15 protein-coding genes are annotated in these 19,002 nt (G+C 47.2%); all 15 read right to left on the bottom strand.

Annotated elements, in window-relative coordinates; translation table 11 throughout:
* Positions 1–153: 153 nt before the first annotated feature.
* Positions 154–348, bottom strand: a complete 195-nt coding sequence (locus tag ACIDITHRIX25_RS000000104080; RefSeq protein WP_160291668.1) for a hypothetical protein — start codon at positions 346–348, stop codon at positions 154–156.
* Positions 349–423: 75 nt separating this feature from the next.
* Entirely contained in the window at positions 424–1,464 is a 1,041-nt protein-coding gene (gene nusA, locus ACIDITHRIX25_RS69835; protein WP_201732222.1) for a transcription termination factor NusA, read from the bottom strand.
* 61 nt (positions 1,465–1,525) lie between these two features.
* Positions 1,526–2,074 (bottom strand): LSm family protein, encoded by a 549-nt coding sequence (locus ACIDITHRIX25_RS69830; protein ID WP_201732221.1) that lies wholly within the window; start codon positions 2,072–2,074, stop codon positions 1,526–1,528.
* Between the two features lie 124 nt (positions 2,075–2,198).
* On the bottom strand, positions 2,199–3,929 hold the full coding sequence (locus tag ACIDITHRIX25_RS69825; protein WP_201732220.1) for a proline--tRNA ligase: 1,731 nt from the start codon (positions 3,927–3,929) through the stop codon (positions 2,199–2,201).
* Between the two features lie 80 nt (positions 3,930–4,009).
* A complete protein-coding gene (gene ispG / locus ACIDITHRIX25_RS69820; RefSeq protein ID WP_201732931.1) occupies positions 4,010–5,245 on the bottom strand; it encodes a flavodoxin-dependent (E)-4-hydroxy-3-methylbut-2-enyl-diphosphate synthase in 1,236 nt (411 codons plus the stop codon).
* 184 nt (positions 5,246–5,429) lie between these two features.
* Positions 5,430–6,767, bottom strand: coding sequence for a M50 family metallopeptidase (locus ACIDITHRIX25_RS69815; protein WP_201732219.1), 1,338 nt, complete (start codon positions 6,765–6,767; stop codon positions 5,430–5,432).
* Between the two features lie 41 nt (positions 6,768–6,808).
* On the bottom strand, positions 6,809–7,999 hold the full coding sequence (gene dxr / locus ACIDITHRIX25_RS69810) for a 1-deoxy-D-xylulose-5-phosphate reductoisomerase (RefSeq protein ID WP_249685609.1): 1,191 nt from the start codon (positions 7,997–7,999) through the stop codon (positions 6,809–6,811).
* Positions 8,000–8,279: 280 nt separating this feature from the next.
* Complete coding sequence (locus tag ACIDITHRIX25_RS69805; RefSeq protein WP_201732218.1) at positions 8,280–9,998, bottom strand: phosphatidate cytidylyltransferase; 1,719 nt, start codon at positions 9,996–9,998, stop codon at positions 8,280–8,282.
* 46 nt (positions 9,999–10,044) lie between these two features.
* Positions 10,045–10,614 (bottom strand): ribosome recycling factor, encoded by a 570-nt coding sequence (gene frr, locus ACIDITHRIX25_RS69800; RefSeq protein ID WP_052603857.1) that lies wholly within the window; start codon positions 10,612–10,614, stop codon positions 10,045–10,047.
* Positions 10,614–11,357: a UMP kinase gene (pyrH, locus tag ACIDITHRIX25_RS69795; protein WP_052603856.1), complete on the bottom strand. Its 744-nt coding sequence runs from the start codon at positions 11,355–11,357 to the stop codon at positions 10,614–10,616. The genes frr and pyrH overlap by 1 nt, the downstream gene beginning before the upstream one ends.
* Positions 11,358–11,360: 3 nt before the next feature.
* Complete coding sequence (gene tsf / locus ACIDITHRIX25_RS69790) at positions 11,361–12,155, bottom strand: translation elongation factor Ts (RefSeq protein WP_052603855.1); 795 nt, start codon at positions 12,153–12,155, stop codon at positions 11,361–11,363.
* Between the two features lie 185 nt (positions 12,156–12,340).
* Positions 12,341–13,204 carry a 30S ribosomal protein S2 gene (rpsB, locus tag ACIDITHRIX25_RS69785; RefSeq protein WP_052603854.1) on the bottom strand — a complete coding sequence of 288 codons (864 nt, stop codon included), beginning with the start codon at positions 13,202–13,204 and terminating at the stop codon, positions 12,341–12,343.
* Positions 13,205–14,110: 906 nt separating this feature from the next.
* On the bottom strand, positions 14,111–14,896 hold the full coding sequence (gene whiG, locus ACIDITHRIX25_RS69780; RefSeq protein WP_052603982.1) for an RNA polymerase sigma factor WhiG: 786 nt from the start codon (positions 14,894–14,896) through the stop codon (positions 14,111–14,113).
* 1 nt (position 14,897) lies between these two features.
* On the bottom strand, positions 14,898–15,869 hold the full coding sequence (locus ACIDITHRIX25_RS69775; protein WP_201732217.1) for a tyrosine-type recombinase/integrase: 972 nt from the start codon (positions 15,867–15,869) through the stop codon (positions 14,898–14,900).
* A 1,495-nt stretch (positions 15,870–17,364) separates the two neighbouring features.
* Positions 17,365–18,000, bottom strand: a complete 636-nt coding sequence (locus tag ACIDITHRIX25_RS69770) for an acetate uptake transporter (protein WP_052603852.1) — start codon at positions 17,998–18,000, stop codon at positions 17,365–17,367.
* Positions 18,001–19,002 lie beyond the last annotated feature (1,002 nt).

Here is a 19,002-nt window from a genome sequence, read left to right as displayed (position 1 = left end):
TCAGTCCTCTCCTAAAACACTCATTCAAATTGAGAAATTATCGTCCAAATCAATACTGGACGAACATAGAATAACGACACGCAGACAAAACGGCCGCCTTCCAATGCTACACGGTTTTTTACGTTCACCCAATAAACGTGCGATATCGTCCGATTAGCACGTAACCACTTCGGTTACCTTGATACCTCTTTTAGACAAAGCATACATAATCCTAGTCGGATCCAAGCAAGTGCTAGCATCTGCATGCACCCAGTATCCCCGACCACAATCAATCTCCGTCGATTGGGCACGATTCTCCGAGATTCGAAGTCTAATCAACTTCGACTTCGAATCTCTTGTTCGACACACAATACAACTTCGCAAAAAGCGACTCTTTGACACCGGTAGTTCTTTCGTTACAACCAATGAATGGCCCTCCGCGAGCTATTCTTCGCCTTGGCCGGCCTCTGGTTGATCCTCGTCTTCGTCTATCGGAACCGAATCCAAAATCGCAGCTTCCTCGCCTGTTCCAATATCAATTCGCCACCCGGTCAAACGAGCAGCGAGTTTGGCATTGAGACCCTCCTTGCCGATAGCAAGAGGCTGCTCGGATGCATCGACGATTACGATTGCAGTTCCAGTGGCATCGTTTAGGTCTACCTCACGCACGTGGGCAGGCTGCAATGCTCGAGCTACAAATTCAGCTGGCTCCTCGGAAAATGGAATTATGTCGATTCGCTCGTTGCGCAATTCAGACATTACCATTCGAACACGAGCTCCCCTAGGTCCAACACATGCCCCAACGGGATCAACATTTGGGTCATTTGAAGCAACTGCGATCTTAGAGCGAATGCCTGGCTCGCGAGAGAGAGCTTTTATCTCTACTACCCCACTAGCAATCTCTGGAACTTCCAATTCAAACAATTTTTTCATCAGACCAGGATGAGAGCGAGAAACCACTATCTGTGGTCCCTTGTTGGTCCGGCGTACCTCGACAATATAGGCTTTGACTCTTACGCCATTGCCATAGCGCTCTCCCGGAAGCTGCTCTTGAAGAGGCAGCAGAGCCTCAACCTTACCCAAATTGAGCAAAGTGTAACGACTATCGGCTTGCTGTACAATTCCGGTAACAATGTCGCCTTCGCGTCCTGCATATTCCTCATACTTTAAATCGCGCTCTGCATCGCGAATACGTTGAAACATGACTTGCTTAGCAGTCTGAGCCGCAATACGGCCGAAATCTGTTGGCGTATCGTCCCATTCGCGAATTACATTACCATCTTCATCTAGGTCCTGCGCCCAAACCTGAATATCGCCAGAATCGGGATCAATAGTGACCTCGGCATCTTCAGCCGAATCAGGCCTACGCTTATATGCTGCAAGTAAGGCATTCGCCAATGACTCTAGAAGGGTCTCAACCGAGACACCCTTCTCTCGCGCAATCGCCTGCAAAGGCTCCATAAAGTCGCCACCAAGCCTCGCCATTGATATCATCCACCTTCCCGCTTTTTACACTCGACAACGAGCGTAATCATAAAATCTTTCGTTATTTCTTGTCTTTTGAGCCACTTTTGGGCGCCATAGTTCGCTTCTCACCAATTTGCCACTCAAAGACCGTCTTTGCTCGCTCAATATCAATTAATTCAATAACTTGAACGTTTGCGGAGCCTACGGGAGAATCAAAACCAATGATAACAGTCGAATCCTGCACACCTTGTATCCAACCCAAGACTCGTCGATCTGAAGAGACTCCACTCTTGAGCTTGATATTTACTTTGCTTCCGATGAACCTAGCGAAGTGAACCGGCGTTCGAAGAGTTCGCTCTAGACCTGGGGATGAGACTTCAAGCATATATTGACCCGAATAAGCCTTATCCACTGCCTCAATAGAATCCAACAACTCAGAGACCAAGGGTGTTAGCAGTTCAAGCTTACTTGCGTCAACATTTCCTTTTGGGTCGTCAAAGGTGACCCTCAAAGTATCTTTGGTCGCCTCAATCTCAAGAACCTCAAGTCCATTTGCTTTTGCCAACGGCTCCAACTGCTCATAGAGCATTTCAACCAGTTCCTCATTAAATGCAGATCCCTTTGCCAACTCACCCTCCGATCCTTCTCTAAAATCACAATAGCGCTAGAGCAAGACAAGCGTGGGCCATGGGCCCACGCTTGTGAAAACAATACACATATAGTCTATTTGAAAAACTAGTTAATTGGTCGTTTCAGGCACTCAAGGCACTATTGCCGATTAGTTCGACTACTGTTTCTGAGATCGAATCGATAGCTAAATTCAACGGAACACTTCTAGAAGAACCCGCAGAACGAAGCTTTATCTCAATTAAACCATTTGCAATCGTTTTTGGCCCCACCACCACATGGATAGGCATACCCATAAGATCAGCATCTTTCAGCTTGACTCCGGCGCCAACATCACGATCGTCCAATATGACTTCAATTCCGAGCTTTGAAAGTTCCCCATAGATCTGTTCTGCAGCCGCTTTGACCTCTTCGTTACCGCTGAAGTTAATTGCAACTAGATGTACCGCAAATGGAGCAATTGAGATTGGCCAGATCAACCCCGCATCGTCGTTGGAGACTTCAGCTACAACTGCTGGAAATCTGGAGACACCAATTCCATAGCATCCCATAAAGTACATCGTTTCGCTGCCGTCCTCACCAGAGAAACGAGCAGATCGAATCTTTTGTGGATATGTCAATCCAAGTTGAAAGGTATGTCCTGCCTCGACAGATCTCCTTAGATCCATTGGCGCCTCACAGCGTGGACAACTATCGCCTTGTGTAACCACCACTAGGTTATCAAAGTCGTCAACGGAAAAATCGCGACCCAACACTGCATCTAGGATGTGGATACCTTCAGCATTTCCTCCAACAACATAGCCTAAATTAGAGACAATTGAATGATCGGCAATAACATGCACTCCACGATCACCCATTGATATCGGACCAATCGAGCCAAGTGTAAGAAATGGATACTGCGCAAATTCCTCCCCAGAGAGCGGAGCATAGCCGTGAGGAACCTTCAATACCCGATCACCAGGGACCAAAGCTAAAGTAAGTTTTGAATCCTTGGACTTTAGCGCCATAGTCTTTATTGTCTCCGAAGCTCGCACCTCGATTCCCTTAGATTTAAGGAGATCGACAACTTCATCAATTGATTTAGCTTGGCCAGTTTCAACCTCGTAAGATCGACCCACCTCACCTTGGCCGCCACCTGAAAAGTTAGAGGAACGAACCGCAGCCTCAATATTCGCGCGATAACCGCAATTTGAACAGCTAGCAAAGTGGTCCTCGCCGATGGCTGCCGGAACCATAAACTCGTGATTTACGTCTCCACCAATTGAGCCAGAGTCAGCCTCAACTGGATAATATTCGACACCAATTCGATCAAAGATCCTACAGTAGGCATCAAAAATATTCCTATACGACTCACGCATGGCCTCCTTGGACTCATCAAAGGAGTAAGCATCCGCCATAACGAATTCACGGGTTCTCAAAAGACCAAAACGAGGACGCGCTTCATCTCGAAACTTGGTCTGAATCTGATAGACCGTAGCTGGCAAATCTCGATACGACGCTAAATCTGGACTAACAGCAGCTATGACGGCTTCCTCGTGGGTCGGCCCCAAAACAAACTTACCGCCTCTAACCTCTAGCCGCATTAAGACATCGTCCATAGTGGCAGACCGATTTGTCTCTTCCCATATCTCCACAGGCTGTAATGCGGGCAAAAGGACCTCTTGGGCGCCCGCATTGTCGAACTCTTGCCTAATAATAGCTTCAACCTTACGCAGAACCCTAAGACCCAGTGGCAGATATGCATATACACCCGATGAGAGTCGCCGAATGTATCCGGCTCTTACTAATAGCCTATGTGAGATCGCTTCCGCATCAACTGGGGCTTGCCTTTGAGTTTTCGCAACTAGACGTGTCATTCGCATCATAACAGCCTAACCGCGCTTCAAAGGGTCAAAGTTCTCTTAGCTACAAGTTGTTAACGCTAAGGCATCTTGGCTTATTCACTAAGATCGATCCGACGACGTATCTGCTCGATCTTAGTGATCGAATTATTAGCATCAACCCCTCGATTTTCCAAAAGCGCCAACCTATCGGCTTCAGCTTCGGCTTGCGCATTGGGATCTGCCGCAGCCAATCGAGCCTCCACTCCCTCTTTGGCTATCTTTTGAGCTTCTTCAACTAGCGCAGCAACCATCTCTGACTCTTTTACGACACCGACTATCTTGCCCTTAATAAAAAGATGGCCCTTTGATCGCCCAGCCGCAATTCCAAGATCTGCTTCTCGAGCTTCACCTGGACCATTGACCACACATCCCATGACTGCAACCTGAAGTGGGAGATTCAACTTCTCAAGTGCCTCTTGGGCAGCCTTGGCGACAGCTATAACATCAATCTCGGCTCGACCACAGCTAGGACACGCGATCAGATCAAGTCCCTTACGCTCACGAAGACCAAGGGCTTCTAGTAGAACACGACCTGCCTTTACCTCTTCAATAGGATCTGCTGTCAGAGAGTAGCGAATGGTATCGCCAATCCCCTCTGATAGGAGGGTTGCAATTCCGGCCGTCGCCTTTATGATACCGGCCGGAGGCGGCCCCGCCTCGGTAACACCTAAGTGAAGCGGGACGTCCACGGTCTCTGCCAAAATTCGATAGGCCTCAATCATCAAAACAACGTTGGAGGCTTTGACGGAGATCTTTACATCCTCAAACCCCACCTCACCAAAGAGGCTCAGCTCGTTCATCGCAGATTCAACGAGTGCCTCGGGGGTAACTCCATTGTACTTCTTATATAAATCCGGGTGAAGAGAACCGGCATTTACTCCGATGCGTATTGGAACGCCGCGATCTTTAGCCTCCTGAGCGACCAGCTTTATCTCGGCTGGTTTGCGTAAGTTGCCTGGATTCAAACGTAACCCGGCAACGCCAGCCTCAAGTGCAGCAAGTGCCATCTCCACATGAAAATGAATGTCAGCGACGATTGGGAGGGGAGATCTTGGAACAATTTGAGCCAGCCCTATAGCTGCTTCCCCATCATTACAAGTGCAACGTACAATGTCACATCCTGCTCCTGCTAGAGAATAGATCTGTGAAAGAGTCGCCTCGACATTGGCAGTCTTTGTTGTCGTCATTGACTGAATCGAGACCGGGCTATCTCCACCAACTTGAACTTTTCCAAGGTAGATTGACTTAGAGTGTCTCCTTGGCGCGCTAAATGTGTTAGATCTGGCCATCATATTCTCCTTTTAAAAACATTCCTTAAAAACGCCAGTAAATATATTCGCTGTAGCCTCTCCATAGATGTCGAGAGACCAAGACACCTGTCCACAACGGTCCTACAAAATCGCAAACATCCACGAGTGTCAAAAACTCCTCATCCGGAAAACTCTCAAAATCCCAAAGGCACTTATTGAGAATTCAGCCAAAAGGATTTGCTATCGGATGTGTTATATCAAGATATAAAGCCGTCAATCCTAAAAGAACGATAACAAACAATACGGCGTACGTGAGCGGAACCATCTTCATCATGTCGGCGTGATATTTCCTTCCCTTTCGAGAACGAATAGCCTCGTATGTTGCGATAACTACATGACCTCCATCTAGAGGCAGTAGAGGAGCGAGATTGAAGATTCCAACGAAAATATTGATTGAAAAAAGCAACGTTAAAACCGCCCCCAGCCCAACATTGGCAGCCTGGCTTGCCAGTCTTACAATGCCTACTGGGGATTCAAAACGAACACTTGCACCCGAACCTGAGACCGTGGAGGCCGGATGCTGTAGAGCATTCACGTACTTTGATATCCCGTTTGGACTAAAGTGAGAGACCAAAGCACCAACAGTAGCGGCGCTATAGGAGCTAACTACGCCAAATGGCTTTATAAAACTAGAAAAGAACGAGCTAGTCTGTGTCGGCTCGCTGAGTCGAACCCCTATAAGCCCATTGTTAGCTGCGGCTGGAGATAGCCCTTTTTCTACGGTGCCGGCTTTGACTGGAGTAACTTTTATGGAAATCGTGTGTCCATTCCGCAAGATCTCCAAGGTCAAAGAGTGATTTGGGGAATTCTGTATTGCGGTCACAAGATCATTAGCAGAGACCAAATTATGACCATTGACACCAGTGATGATATCTCCTGGCCGAATGCCAGCACTAGCAGCAGGAGATCCACCTGAAGAGAAAGTACTTACGGCGTCAACCTTAGCTTGAGCTGCATTAGGAACACCAACAAACAAAAACAAGACGACAAGGATCAAATATGCCATGACAAAGTGCATGAAAGAACCAGCAGCAGAGACCGCTAAACGTCGTGGATAGGTTGCATTTCTATAGGCCCGTGCTTCATCTGCTGGATCCACCTGCTCAAGATTGGACATACCCACGATCTTAACGTATCCACCTGCTGGGATCGCCTTTACGCCGTATTCAGTCTCACCTCGCTTGATAGACCAAATCTTTGGACCAAAGCCCAAGAAATACTCGGTTACCTTCATACCAGACCACTTTGCGGTTGCAAAGTGACCGAGCTCGTGAATCATGATCATGGCAATTAAGGCGACCACAACAATGAGCGTCTTAGCGAAATTTAGATAAAGAGCAACCAAGACCACAGCGGTCAATATCAGCGCTGTCCGAGCTAGGTTTCTCCACAGTTGTCCACGACTTGCGACGAGATCCTCGCCTAGAAGATCGTCACTTTCGTTGGAATTTCTTGGTCCATCAGAGATATCTTCTGTTATCTCTAGTTTGTCTGACTCCAATTAAACTCCTCGATTACTTCACGCAATTTAGGTGAAAAAATTCAATTAACCTTCGAATGCGCATCTACTACTTCTTGTGCTCGCACTCTTGCCACCTCATCCAACGCTATAACATCGTCAACTTGTTCCAAAACGCAAGATTCAAAGCGAGCCAACGCATCCTCCAACAGGGGGTATATCTCCAACCATTGAAATCTTCCATCCAAATATGCCGCTACGACCACCTCGTTTATGGCATTAAGCCAAGTGGTGGCACCATTACCATTCCGAAGTACATCAAAAGCAAAATCCAATCCCCGAAAAATATCTCTCCTAGGGGGCTCAAAGCTTAACGAAAAGGAATTCTGAAAGTCTATCGGCCCATAAATCGGCTCAAATCTCCCAGGATAATTGATTGCATAAGCAATCGGCAACTTCATATCTGGCCTTGACATCTGGGCAAGGATCGAACCATCTCTAAAGGCCACCATGGAATGAACTATCGACTGGGCATGCACCACAACCTCTACCTGAGAGGGAACAAGGTCGAAAAGCTCTACCGCCTCGATAATCTCTAGCGCCTTATTCATCAAAGTTGAAGAATCCACTGTAATCTTGGGACCCATCTTCCAGGTGGGATGATTAAGTGCCTCCTCTAAGGTCACCTTGGTCAGTTCTTCATAGGTCTTGGTCCGAAATGGTCCCCCAGAACTCGTAAGAATGACTTTATCGACCTCATCAGTCTTACCCCCTCGCAAACACTGATGGATTGCTCCGTGCTCAGAGTCAATCGGAACAATCATTGCGCCAGGCGTAGAACGTACGCGCCTTACGACCGGTCCACCGGCTACTAACGACTCTTTATTAGCTAGTGCCAGCCGCTTACCCGCTTCCAACGCGCCCAGGGTCACCCAAAGTCCTGCAAAGCCAACCACAGCGTTGACACTTACATCGGCTTCGCGAGCGGTCTCATAGAGGCCCAACGGACCAAAACGAACTTCCAGAGCCGGAAAAAGCTCCTGAATATAACGTGAAGCCACCTCGTTAGCCACAACCACTATCTTCGGATGGAACTCTCGAATCTGATCAACGAGCAGGTCCAACGACTTATCCACGCTCAGCGCCAAAATCTCAAAACGACCCTTTGAATCACGAACGACATCTAAGGTCTGTCGACCGATACTACCGCTTGATCCAAAGATTGAAAGAGTTGTAGTCAAGTTGCTGAGATCCATTTCCACAAAAGTATTCATAGGGCACTTAACTGTTAAATACCTTGAATCCACGATACGAAAAACTTTAAAACATCAAAGTTTATCCCCAGGTTAGGCTACATCAAGGACAATCACCTATCGACCTTACCGATTCGGAAATAATGTTGGTCGAATAAAAAGGTCGATGGCCGCCTCTATGTGATCAATCAAGACGACATCGGCTCCCCGAAAGCACCTTTAATCAAAAACGATAACTGGATAATACCTTCAAAAAAAATCCTTCAAAATTGAAAGTTACCATCACAGAAACTTCGTACCATCAAAGATGATGACTGAAGTACAAAACATAATAAAGAATCGGTGTAACGAAGATCAATGCGTCAATACGATCCAAGATGCCGCCATGACCCGGCAGGATGCTACCTGCATCCTTAGCACCGATCTCTCGCTTGATCTTAGATTCAACTAGATCTCCAACTGGAGCTGCAAAGGCGGTTATCAGTCCAATGGTCCCACCCAGAAGCGGAGTCACAGGATGTATGTGGCTCGTAATCAAAGCACCCACCAAAACAGAACCTAGAGCACCAAAGAGAAAGCCCTCGATAGTCTTGCCTGGAGATATTGTTGGAGCCAGCTTTCTACGGCCCAATGCCAACCCACCAAAATAGGCAAAGACATCGGCAGAGACCGTTACCAACAAAATCGCCATCATGTAGGCCAAGCCACGCCGGGGATCACCCGGAATAGGACGCATCACCAATGCTATGAATGCCCCACCCAAGCCAATCCAGGCAATACCTAAAAAGGTTACAGAGGCATTAGGGAGAATTGGACCTTTGAGTATTCCGGCGAGATACCAGACAAAACACGCAACCAACGAGATGCTCAAGACATAAGCGATGGCTGCAGCACCTTGGTAGTATGCACCGTATATCAACGCGACGCCACCTAGGATCCCTATCAGCTTGGCAGGCTTATACCCGCCAACTGGTGCATTTGGATGATCGGTGACCAGCATGTTGTAGAACTCAGACATTGCAATGACCACCGCTATGGTTAAGATAACCAAAACAGCCCATTGTCCCACCAGAAAACAGACTACAGCCAACGCTCCAAGAGCCGCTCCAGTCGCAATCCGTAAGAAAACTGACGACTTCTTAGCCCTAGCGCCCAATGTGTCGTTGGTATCGCCCTTCAGAGAATAGAGAACCTCACCCGCTGGGTTCGAAGAAGAAGCAGGTGGGTCTACCCTTCTTTCACCTCGCTTGTTTCGCGCCATTGTTTGATCATCCTTAATCGAACGCGACGGCCCCTCGGCCGGCGCGTTATTTTCACTTGGAGCACGCATTGGTTTTGTTTTAGTCTTGTCTCTTCGTCCCAATCTCGAGACAAACGACGAAGAATCCTCTACCAGTGGGGCGTCAAACCCTGCTGGAGGCAGATCGGCTGCATCGCCTTTTAAATCCCTTGAAACTTCTTTGTTAGAGGTTCGCATGTGACGGTGCTTTGGTTGAGGAGTAGATGCAGCGTTGTCACCGACCAAAGGAGAGACCTTTGTCCTTCTGGTCGAGCGTGTAGAGGACGATACTGTACGTACTGGGGTGGTGGATATACGTCGAGCATGCTTGCCTATGGGATAATCATCGAAACCTTCGAGGTCAATCACATCCTCCTCGATCAAATCGCCGCTGCTGGCAAAGTGCCGTCCAACGGCTACCTCACTTTGAGCGGAAAAAAGAGCCTCCTTGGTGGCTTCAAACTCGTCGTCAGCGTCCAGATGTCTTCGATTTTTAACCCATCGAAAAGCCCCTTCATCGACAGAGTCCAGATCAACATCGATTACCTCAGTGCGGTCAATTGCAAATTGGATAGGAATCTCACCAGTCGGAGCTTCCGTCCAGTGGGGTAAATCGGCGTCATAACCATCCGTATCGACATCATTTCGTGACAGAGCGCGTTTTTCTTGTCGCTCTCGCCACTTTGGTGACTTATCATCACCTAAAGAGTCGTACGATCCGTCTTGGCTTGCCTGAGTCACTAAATCCTCCTTGACTCCATCTACGAAGTCACCGCTGTACTCGATCCTAGATCTCCAAGAGTTCTTTCTCTTTACTTTCTAACATCTTGTCAATGTCAGCAATTGAATCTGCTGTAATCTTCTCCAGGTCCTTCTCTGCGCGGTCAAGTTGATCCTGATTGATCTCATTGCGCTTCTGGGCTGCCTCGAGCTCTTGACGAATAGTCCGACGAAGATTTCGTATGCCGACTCGTCCTTCTTCTGCGCGATGCTTTACCTGTTTCACAAGGTCCTTACGACGTTGCTCGGTTAGAACAGGAAAGTTCAAGCGAATGACAGCCCCATCATTGGATGGATTGATGCCAACGTCTGATGCCTGAATCGCCTTTTCAATAGCCCCAAGAGCACCTTTGTCATATGGAGTGATAACCAAAACTCTTGCCTCAGGAACTGAAAAACCAGCAATCTGCAAAAGCGGCACCTCAGTGCCATAATACTCAACTGGTAAACGCTCAACTATGCTCGATGATGCTCGACCAGTTCTAAATGCACCAAATTCACTGTGAGTATGCGCAATTACCTTTTGCATACGGTCTTTGGCGTCTAAAAGTGTTAATTCAATAATTGATTCATCCATTATGAAACCAGAGTACCTAAGAATTCGCCCCGTAGCGCACGAAGTATGTTACCTGGAGTCATTAAATCAAAAACATGTACTGGAATGTTGTTGTCTTTACAGAAAGTGATAGCCGTCAAGTCCATAACCTTTAGATCCCGAGCGACAACCTCCATAAAAGGGATGTAATCAAACTTGGTAGCAGAAGGATCTAATTTCGGGTCAGCACTATAGATACCATCGATTCCTGAATGTGTACCCTTCAGAACTACTTGAGCATCTATCTCAGCCGCCCGAAGCGCTGCAGCCGTATCGGTAGTAAAGTAGGGATTACCTGTTCCTGCTGCAAAGATGACAATTCGACCCTTTTCGAGATGTCTTATGGCCTTACGCCTGATATAGGGCTCCGCCAACTCGGCCATTTGAATCGCACTTTGGACTCGAGTCGCTTGACCCAACTTCTCTATCGCATTTTGGAGTGCGAGTGCATTTATAGTTGTAGCAAGCATTCCCATGTGGTCGCTTGTTGCGCGCTCGAGCATTGCGCCCGGACCAACTGCTCCCCGCCAAATATTGCCGCCTCCAACGATAATGGCCAGCTCCACCTGGAAGTCACGTGCCGCCTCGACAACCTCGGCAGCTATTTGATTTAGAACTAGCGCATCGATAATCTCATCCGAAGAGGAGCTAGCCAGCGCCTCTCCGGAGATTTTAAGAACAGCACGCTTCCACTTGGCCACTACCGGCTGTGAAGTCTGTGCCATAGCTTATTGGCCGATAAGAATTTGAGAAAATCTGGTCACTTTAGCTTGTCCTAGGAGTTGCTCAAGTGTGATTTTTTCATCCCGGATGAACCTTTGATCCATCAGACAGATGCCCTCATAAAAGCCACGCATACGACCATCAACGATCTTTTCAATCTGAGCATCAGGCTTTCCCTCGTTCCTAGAGATGGTCTCTAGGGTCTGGCGCTCGGCCTCCACCTCATCCTTGGGTACTTCGTCGCGAGAGACAAAGCGGGGACGCGAAAAGCCTATATGCATTGCGATATCATGTGCCAATTCGCGACTGCCACCCGACACCTCGACCAGAACGGCATTGACGCCGCGATCAGACTGAGTGTGCAAATAGCCATCGACTACAGAGCCTTCAGGTGCAACAAAGCGAGCTACCTTACCGACTTCGATCTTCTCCTTCAAAGTGGCCCTTAGCAGATCCAGGTCCGCCTCAAAGGTATCTTTAGCCTCTTCGCCCTTTTCGGCGACAGCAATCGTAATTCGCTCTAAGATTGCAATAAATTCCGAAGACTTAGCAACGAAATCGGTCTCGCACTTCAACTCAGCGATGGCGCCCAAATGATCGTCGATGACAACAAGCGCTACAGCTCCTTGAGAGTTTTCGCGGTCCTCACGCTTTGCCGCACCGGCCTTCCCCTTCTCCCGAAGGATCTGAGCGGCCTTCTCCATGTCACCGTCGGCATCTTCCAAAGCCTTCTTTACATCCATCATTCCGGCACCGGTCGCTTTTCGAAGCGTAGCCACATCAGCTGCAGTTATTGCCATTTTTTCACCCTAACCTTGGTTGTCGTAATAGTAATTTCGATGAATTGAGTAGTTCCAGACATTGAAAGTGGCCAACCACATGTGTGTCAGCCACTTCAGGAATCTAGATCTACCCTACTTGATAAACTCTTTGGGGATTGCTCCACCTGAAGATGACTCCTTCGAGAATCTCCAGGATTTTAATGTTAGGCTTCGCCCTCTGCTTCACTCTCTTTGCCACGCGCACGCTTTGAAGCGATTCGGGCTTCGCGCTCGCGTGCCTCGTCAGCGGCCTTACGTCGAGCCTCAGCTTGTGCAGATAGCCTCTTTGCCTCTTCCTCGGGATCCAACACTTTAGCCATAGAAACAACTTGGGGAAGAGTTCTGCGACCTTCCAAAACTGCATCTGAAACGATTCGACACATCAATTCGCCTGAGCGAATCGCGTCATCATTTCCAGGTATCACATACTTGATCACATCTGGATCACAGTTTGTATCTACAACTGCGACAATCGGGATGCCTAATTTGTTCGCCTCTGTAACAGCAATGGCCTCTTTTTTCGTATCGATGATAAAAAGGGCGTCCGGAAGACGATCGAGATTGCGCAGACCACCTAAGTTTCGCTGCAACTTCTCCAACTCACGAGAGAGAATCAGTGCTTCTTTCTTTGGCATGGCGTCAAAATCACCAGCTGCCTTCATTCGCTCATACTCTTGCATCTTCTTGACACGACCAAGGATGGTCTGGAAGTTTGTAAGCATGCCACCGAGCCATCGCTCATTCACGAAAGGCATTCCACAGACTTGAGCAAAATTGGCTATCGGCTCTTGGGTTTGCTTCTTCGTACCAACAAACAAAACGGTTTTGTCTTGTGCCGCTAGCTCGCGAACAAAAAGAAAAGCAGTCTCAATTCGCTTTAGGGTTTGATGAAGATCAATGACATAGATTCCGTTTTGCTCGCCATAGATGAATCGCTTCATCTTCGGGTTCCATCGACGGGTCTGATGTCCGAAATGCACACCGGCTTCTAGAAGCTGACGCATAGTTACAACAGGTTGCTGACTCATATTGGTTTCCTCCCACGGTTATACCAGTTTTGGAGCTCGCGCACTATTTTGTGCGACCGTTGGGACGCTCCAGAACTTGAATTAGTCGTCATACAGCTTATATAATCAATACAACAAAAGCGTCGTTTTAGAATGAAACCCCAAAACAAATCTGCTCAACTTCGATACATGGGACTTACATCGTAGCTATATTCAGACTCTAAGGCTAACCCATGACGATTTCGGCCTGCGATCCATCCCGGAATGCGAGAGCTCCACAGGTTTATGGATAAGAGATCCTCGCCCAAGGTACACTGAGCGTCTAATGGAGACCACTATTTAGCACCACAGTGAATTAGGGGGATGAAGTAGGGGGATGAAGTAGGGGGATATAGAGCAGTTGAACCAAAAAAAAGGGGGGCCAGTACGAAACAGGCCAGTACGAAACAGGCATGCGCTAACAAGGTCATACGACGATCAACAAAGCAGGATTCCTTGTTCGATGGAGTTATGCCTCCGTCGGTCATCGGGTATCGACCTAAAAAGAGATATAGGAGCGATCTTTGTTACCTATGTGGCACATTTATGGAACCAGTTCGTCTTTTACCTAATAAAAACAATTCAAAGATCCCGGCATCTTGGGGCATAGACGCTTATGACTGGTTCGGCTCTTCGATTTAGCTCTTCCATTTGGGCAAAAAAAGAGTAGCCTTGTTGTCTTGCGGGCCAAATCATTCTCGCTGGGCTGCCTAGCCAAGGAAGTCTCCCAGCACGCCTAAGTCGTGGTCCATAATGACCAAAACAAAATTTAGCTAATTGAGGGCAGATATGGTGATATGTCAACTCTCACGATAACTAGGCCCAGAGGGTTGGAGCATCCCTTAATAGCCGAATAGTAATGTGTTGAATCTTGGATGTGGCGGGAATCTAATTCTGAGAATCGAAATCGTTCAGCCGTAATCGGAGTTGCATTACAGCCTTGGTGTGGATCTGACAAACTCGAGATTCAGTGACGCCTAATACTTGCCCGATTTCCGCAAGGGTAAAGCTCTCGTAGTAATAGAGAGCCAAAACCATCTTCTCTCGATCGCCAAGTCGATTTACGGCTTGCGCGAGAAGCTGCTTTGTCTCTTCGTTCTCAAAAACTAGGACGGGACCAGTTGCTTTGTCTGGAATCGAATCACCTAAAGTACCAGAATCACCGCGCTCTGAACTGGCCAAAATCTCATCTAGTGCTGCAATTCCAAGACGTCGAGTTTCAGTAAGAATATCACCAAGATCCTTTGGTGTGATCCCCAACTCGGCGGCCAACTCTTCGTCGCTTGGACTTCGCAATAGCTTTGCCTCTAGCTTTACTATTGCCTTTTCAACCGATCGTGCCTTAGCTCGGACCGAGCGAGGCACCCAATCGATGGCTCGCAACTCATCGATAATCGCACCCTTTATTCGAGCAATTGCATAGGTCTCAAATTTAATCGCTCGCTCAGGGTCAAATTTGTCTATAGCATCAATCAAACCGAAAATGCCATAGGAAACCAAGTCGGAAGGATCTATGTTTCCTGGCAAACCGCTAGCGACTCGTCCTGCTACGTATTTCACCAGAGGAGAGTAATTCACGATCAACCTATCACGAGCATCCGAGCTCTTGGTTGTCTTGTACTCTTTCCACAAAAGAGTCACTTGATCTTGATCGTCTACTTCCACAGTTTGCATCTTAGTTGTCATTTGCCCTCGGATGGGTCTTAGCGTGGACCTCTTTGAGGCGGGCCAACGATACTTTTGTATAAATCTGCGTCGTAGCAATCGAACTGTGACCCAAAAGTTCTTGAACGGATCGCAGATCCGCACCGTTGTTCAATAGGTCTGTTGCAAAGGAGTGGCGCAACTGATGTGGAGAAATCGGAAAAAGCGACCAACGCTCCAATATTCGCCTCACATCCCGCGGAGTCATCGGGTTCCCCCTTGAATTCTTCAAAAACGGATTGTGAGAATTTACTTCCACGTCCACACCTTCATCCCCTGCATGGCCGAGCGTACTTGAGGAATCAACGGCAGCTCTAAATTGTCCTAGAGCCCTCAGTGCAGATCCAGAAAGAGGAACATCTCGTCTTTTTGAACCCTTGCCAAGAATCTGAACAAATCCTGAACCTAGTCGAAAGTCCGGCCACTCAAGTGAACACAACTCAGCAACTCGCAACCCTGAGCCATAGATCAACTCCAAAATAAGCCAATCCCGAAGATCGACCAGTGTCATTGAAATTTTGGCAGTCGTTTCGACTCTATCGATAAGCTCTCGCGTAACAGATTCACTTAACGGCTTTGGAAGTGAACTCGGAGTTCGCCCAACGCTCAATGCTCGCCCAAATTCATCCGGATCGTTCGGATTTTGCGATCGAACAAAATGCATAAATCCGCGCACAACGCTCGCCTTACGCAGGAGCGTGCGTTGAGACAGGCCAGCAGCACGACATGTTGAAAAATATCTCCGCAAATCATCATTTGAGAGTTGCACTATCTCATTCTCATGCGGATGCGAGACAAAATCCTTCAAATCGCGTCGATATAGCGCCAAAGAAGACTCAGCTAACCCACGTCGCGTTCCAAGATAACTATCGACCAGTGCAAGTCCTCGATCAGTAAGATCCAACTTAGATTCGAGCAACTGCCCTCGCGCGTATCGTCCCATAGCTCCCCAACTTACTACGGACTCACCGTTATAAAAATATGATGACTTCGAAACCAACAACAATTTAAGTTATCGGCAGATCTTGCCGAGAACTCAACACTTAGAATCTTGAAAATTAAAATATTCTAAGACAAACGATAGCACCAAATACCTTGATCATTTTGCTCCCAACTCTCCTCTTTAAAGCAAAACCTAAGTGGCTGGAAAGCAAAACCTAAGTGACTGGCGCCTCTCTGATTTAAATAAATTCTAAAGCAAAAAATGCAACCCAAAACTTTTACAGTGAGAGCTAGCCCTCCAAAGCGAACGTGACCACCACAGACTTATAACCAGAACAAACCGCACTCTGGATCGTTTCATAGTATTTATCTTGGGGGTTCAAAGCCTCGTTTGGAACAATCCTGGACACCTTAGCATTGAGCTGCTACCAACCTATTGGTGGAATACAAGTCCCTCCACAGCCCACTAAAGCCGCGACCAAAACAAAAAACGCGGTAGCAGCCAAATCAAATCGACCCTTGGTCCAACTTCCCCTTGGCCTTAAATTGCTCCAAATCCATTGCGATCAATCCAACACTTGGTAAAGCCTTATGGGAGCAAGACCTTATTAGACCTAAGCATCAATCCAAAACACAAATCCCTTCAAAGGAAAAGCGCTGGCACAGTGATAGTCACACAAACTATTTTATCCTGTGTTAGCGTTCCAAAACATAGGCAATGAAACGTTAGATAGGAAATACGTCTGGCTAGCTAAAAGAATTAAAAAGTTTTGATCTTGGAACGTTTCAATTAGCCAAACCCTCAAAATGAAAAAATCCTCTTGGATAGCTATAGGGATCACTCCCGTAGCATCGCTACATAAAATCATAAAAATTAAAACGGATACTAATAATGATCTTCATGAATACTAAAAGAAGCACTATCTAAAGCTCAGAGCTGGCTCCTCGATTAGGTCATATATGACACCCAGTCAGCTCTCGTCGCTCTGGTACCGCCTTCGCGGGGATGGCTTCGTCGATTGGTTCAATTGGCTAAATTGGCGCACATAGAGGATCGCAATATCATAGAATGACGAAATCTAGCAAGACTAATAGATCGGCTCAAAACTAATAATTCAAAACGCCAAGATTGGCAAACTAACTCCGGATCCCGAGCAAAGGAATGACATTAGAGAGAATTACTGACAACATAAGTACTCAAATACAATCGAAGGTTCGAGAACCAAAATTCAAGATTCCCGATAACGATGCTAAAACTCGCTCAAAGCACCATTACAGACTCGATAAAGTAATCAAGGTGGCTCAATTCCTAACAGCGTCAAGATCTAAAAAAAACGAAATCCTCTTAATCAACCGAGACCGATCAAGAGGATGGATAAGGATGATCCGGGGCCAAGAAGTCAAATTGACTTGGGGGACAGATCTCAGATAGTTCTTAAACCTTAATCCGGACATCCTTAAAAAGTTATCAATTTTTCATTACTCGGCGATCAACCTCACTTTACTTTGCCCAAAGGAAGAACTTCGCGCTTGTAGACAAAGGCCAAGATATCAGCGGCAGCCTTATAAAAAGCAATCAAAGCAAAGACAATTCCGACATAGCCGCCAAACTTTCCTATGCTTGCGGAACCAGTCCAGTTTGAAATAGACGCACAGGATAGCGCAATTACGATCAAGGCAAAGATCACGGCAAGTACTTTTTCGATCCTAAGGGCGCATAAAAAGTAGATGACAGTCATAAGTACATAACACGCTATGAACGCTCCAAAAGCTTTACCTCCGGCAGTACCAGCCATAGGTGCAAAGTGCCAAATCCAAAGGCCGACGATAATCCAAAAAGCTCCGTATGTTCCAAAAACAGCGTAAGTGAAGGTATTCCCTCGCGAGTATTCACCGAGGGCAACAATAATTTGGATCAAACCAGCTAGCACAATCCCTACCGGAATGATCAAGGCTGTCGCCTTTCCATCGAGGACTCCTGCATTGACAAAATTCAAAAGCAATGACCCAGTCGCAAAGGCAAGAACGCCCAGCGGGCCTGGATCGGCTCGATTATCTAGGACAGTTGGAGTCGCCGGATCCCATTGTGGCTCCAACCCTGAAATTTGGGCAGTTTTTTCGCGTGTACTCACGAATAATCTCTCTTTCTCTAACAGATCTTCTCCAGACGCGATCTGTTGTTGTAGATGATATATGACATAAGTCACAAATACAAATCAGACAAGTATACGTGTCTGACAATCATACGCCAAGGAAAAAAACAGGGCCAAAGGGCAGTCACCTCGCCAGTAATGATTCAAAACACCGCCAAGCTTCCAGCCATTTAATTCCTCGCCAACGCAAATGTGGCAGTTGAAGTTGGACGGGCAAAACCAAGGCAGTTCACATCACCCCGGGCAAATAGCGCCAGCGCAGCGTTCTTAACTCTTGGGCAATATCACGTCCTTATCTTTGGGCGATTCAATGGCAGGGCACTTGGGCGATTCAATACAGACTTGGGCACCTTATGTGAATAGGTCTTTATTGATGATGCAGTAGCCCAGGACTCTTAGCTCTAGTTTCGGGCACCGCCCCGTGAAAGCCCAGGTTATGACCATATTGGTGTCAAGATTTGGGCACTACAGTTGAGCAATCACCGTCTTGGTTCGACCTGAGGTGTCTACTATCCCAAGAATTGAGTAGATATCTTTTTGGGTAGCGGTGAGTGTCAGAATAGTTGGCACATTTGCTCAGTTCCAGATTAATGGTTTTCTGGCACCTTGGTGCCGCCAAAATTTAGTTAATTTAGGTTTCCCGTGGATCGACTTACCCGTGGTGGTCATTTGATTTAGTTGCCGACGATAAGTCGGCAACTAAATCAAATGACCACACTTAACTCTGCCAATTCAGACAACTAATTGACGATCTCTCATTGCTTTTGGCTTAGGAGATCGAAGATGTATAACAGAATCGTCGCGCTATCGTCGCGTAGCGGGCCAGTGGAGTTCGCAAATAGCTGCCTCCTGTTTGGTTGGATAGACTTCTAGCTCTTTAGCGCCGCCATTGGGGCTATTGAGTTGTGGAGCATTGCTAGTGGTGATGAGCAATGTTCCGTTCGTGCTGATTAGGTTTGTGGACGATCTTTATCTTCCCAC

It is taken from the genome of Acidithrix sp. C25 (assembly GCF_904848545.2).
The sequence above is the reverse complement of the archived record's forward strand: the minus strand, read 5'-3'. Positions and strand labels throughout refer to the sequence as shown.